Below are 3384 nucleotides of genomic sequence, written 5' to 3' on the forward strand. Positions count from 1 at the left end.
CACCGAAGCGTTCCGCACCGACCTTCGTCAGCGCCGCCGTCAGCGTCGTCTTGCCGTGATCCACGTGGCCGATCGTGCCCACGTTCACATGCGGCTTGGTGCGTTCGAATTTGCCTTTTGCCATGACTGTCTACCTGTAGTGAATGTCCGATTCTTTCTTGTTCGGGGCTCGGAACCAGGGACTCGGAAAAGCATAAGCGTCCACGCCACTGCTCTTCCGGGCCCCGAGCCCCAGCTCTTCAACCCCGCTTGATCACTGCGTCGGCGATATTGGTCGGCGCCTCGGCGTAGTGATCGAATTCCATCGTGAACGTCGCGCGACCCTGGCTCATCGAGCGCAGGCTCGTCGCGTAGCCGAACATCTCGCCGAGCGGCACCAGTGCGTCGATCATCTTGCCCGAGGGACTCTCGTCCTGACCCTGAAGCACGCCGCGCCGGCGTGACAGGTCGCCCATCACGTCGCCCATGTAGTCTTCCGGCGTGACCACCTCGACCTTCATGATCGGCTCGAGCAGAACCGGATTCGCCTTGGCGAAGCCTTCCTTGAACGCCATCGAGCCCGCGATCTTGAACGCCATTTCATTTGAATCGACCTCGTGGTACGAGCCGTCGATCAGGCGCACCTTCACGTCGACCACCGGGAAGCCGGCGAGCACGCCGTTGCCGAGTTGTTCGCGGATGCCCTTCTCGACCGCCGGGATGTATTCCTTCGGAATGACGCCTCCGACGATGCCGTTTTCGAATTCGAAACCCGTGCCGCGCGCCAGCGGTTCCATCTCGATGACGACGTGGCCGTACTGGCCGCGACCGCCCGACTGGCGCACGAACTTGCCTTCCTGCTTGACTGCCTTGCGTATCGTTTCGCGGTACGCGACCTGCGGCTTGCCGACGTTCGCTTCCACGCTGAACTCGCGCTTCATGCGATCGACGATGATGTCCAGATGCAGCTCGCCCATGCCGGCGATGATGGTCTGGCCCGATTCCTCGTCGGTGCGCACGCGGAACGAAGGATCCTCCTGAGCGAGACGCGACAGGGCGAGACCCATCTTTTCCTGATCGGCCTTGGTCTTCGGCTCGATCGCCATCGCGATCACCGGCTCGGGGAAGCTCATCTTCTCGAGCGTGATCACGTGATCGGTCGCGCACAGTGTTTCGCCGGTGGTCACGTCCTTCAGGCCGACCGCGGCGGCGATATCGCCCGCGCGCACTTCCTTGATTTCGTCGCGGTTGTTCGCATGCATCTGCAGCAGACGGCCGATGCGCTCCTTCCTGCCCTTGATCGGATTGAACACGGTGTCGCCCGAATTCAGCACGCCCGAGTAGACGCGGAAGAAAGTCAGCGCACCGACGTACGGGTCGGTCGCGATCTTGAACGCGAGCGCCGCGAACGGCTCGCCGTCGCCGGCATGCCGCTCCTCGACTTTGTCGTCCTCGTCGTGGCCGGTCACGGGCGGACGGTCCGACGGCGCGGGCAGATAGCGGATCACGCCATCAAGCATCGCCTGCACGCCCTTGTTCTTGAACGCCGAGCCGCAGAACACCGGGATCATGCTGTTCACGAGCGTACCCGCGCGAATGCCGGCGATGATCTCGTCTTCGTTGAGTTCGCCGCCTTCCAGATACTTGTTCATCAAGTCTTCGGAGGTTTCCGCCGCCGACTCGATCATGTGTTCGCGCGCGGCCTTGGCCTTGTCGACCAGACTCGAAGGGATGTCGCCGAACTCGAACTCCATGCCCTGGGATTCCATGTCCCAGTGGATGGCCTTCATCTTGAGCAGATCGACGACGCCCTCGAAGCCGTCTTCCGCGCCGATCGGAAGCTGCATCGGCACCGGATTCGCGCCGAGGCGCGCCTTCAACTGGCCGACGACCTTGTCGAAATCGGCGCCCTGCCTATCCATCTTGTTGACGAAGGCAACGCGCGGCACGCCGTACTTGTTCGCCTGGCGCCACACCGTTTCGGACTGCGGCTGCACGCCGCCGACCGCGCAGAGTACGAACACCGCACCGTCGAGCACGCGCAGCGAACGCTCCACTTCGATCGTGAAGTCGACGTGCCCTGGCGTATCGATGATGTTGAAGCGATGCTGCGGAAAGGAGCGGTCCATGCCGGTCCAGAAGCAGGTCGTCGCGGCCGACGTGATGGTGATGCCGCGCTCCTGCTCCTGCTCCATCCAGTCCATCGTCGCCGCACCCTCGTGCACCTCGCCAATCTTGTGATTGACGCCGGTGTAGAAAAGGATGCGCTCCGTGGTCGTGGTTTTTCCGGCATCGATGTGGGCCATGATGCCGAAATTCCGGTAGCGTTCGATTGGCGTGTTGCGTGCCATGATGGTTTACCTTTGCGCTCGTCCATGAACGCGAAGATCACGAAGCGGGCATCCTGCCCGCACTTCTCAATAAAAACCCTCCGTCGATGAGGCGATTACCGAGTTCGTGGTATTACCAGCGATAGTGCGAGAAGGCCTTGTTCGCGTCCGCCATGCGATGCGTCTCTTCGCGCTTCTTCACGGCGCCGCCGCGGTTTTCCGAGGCTTCGAGCAACTCGGCCGCCAGCTTGCGCGGCATCGAGTTCTCGCTGCGCTTGCGCGCGGCTTCGATGACCCAGCGCATCGCCAGGGCGACGCGGCGCGAGGCGCGCACTTCGACCGGCACCTGGTAGGTGGCGCCACCGACGCGACGCGACTTCACTTCGACCGCCGGAGCGACATTGCCGAGCGCCTTCTCGACCAGCTCGAGCGGCTGCGCGTTCTTTTCACCGATGTGCGCGATCGCACCGTAGACGATGCCTTCGGCGATCGACTTCTTGCCGCTCTGCATCACCATGTTGATGAAGCGCGAGATCAGCTGACTGCCGTGCTTGGGATCGGGCAGGAGTTCGCGGGTGGGGGTGTTGCCTTTGCGTGACATAGTCTCTTCTCAATGATGCGACCGCGCCGGCCGCTTGATACTCAAGCACGGGGTGCCTGTGGGGAAAACGCTGCTCGGCAGAACGGCCAGCCTGACCGCTCATGCCCGGGCATGGAAGCCCGGAAAATCAGCTGGCCTTCGGTTTCTTGGCGCCGTACTTCGAACGACTCTGGCGACGCTTGGTCACGCCAGCCGCATCGAGCGAGCCGCGCACCGTGTGGTAGCGCACGCCCGGCAGGTCCTTCACGCGACCGCCGCGGATCAGCACGACCGAGTGCTCCTGCAGGTTGTGGCCTTCGCCGCCGATGTAGCTGATCACCTCGAAACCATTGGTCAGGCGCACCTTGGCGACCTTGCGCAGGGCCGAGTTCGGCTTCTTCGGCGTCGTGGTATAGACGCGCGTGCAAACGCCGCGACGCTGCGGGCAGTTTTCCAGTGCCGGGGACGCGCTTTTGTAGGTCTTCGGGCTGCGCG

Annotated in this window: 4 protein-coding genes; all 4 read right to left on the reverse strand. The window is 63.1% G+C overall.

The features are described from left to right. The coding region (locus AC16HO_RS07285; protein ID WP_415253061.1) for a GTP-binding protein at nucleotides 1–124 on the reverse strand (124 nt) is incomplete at its 3' end. Between the two features lie 115 nt (nucleotides 125–239). Beyond that, nucleotides 240–2330, reverse strand: coding sequence for an elongation factor G (gene fusA / locus AC16HO_RS07290; protein ID WP_395643034.1), 2091 nt, complete (start codon nucleotides 2328–2330; stop codon nucleotides 240–242). A gap of 112 nt (nucleotides 2331–2442) precedes the next feature. Beyond that, nucleotides 2443–2910, reverse strand: coding sequence for a 30S ribosomal protein S7 (rpsG, locus tag AC16HO_RS07295; RefSeq protein ID WP_395643035.1), 468 nt, complete (start codon nucleotides 2908–2910; stop codon nucleotides 2443–2445). Nucleotides 2911–3037: 127 nt separating this feature from the next. Further along, a partial coding sequence (gene rpsL / locus AC16HO_RS07300; RefSeq protein ID WP_484335346.1) for a 30S ribosomal protein S12 occupies nucleotides 3038–3384 on the reverse strand: 347 nt, incomplete at its 5' end.

Source organism: Rudaea sp., from assembly GCF_057139185.1.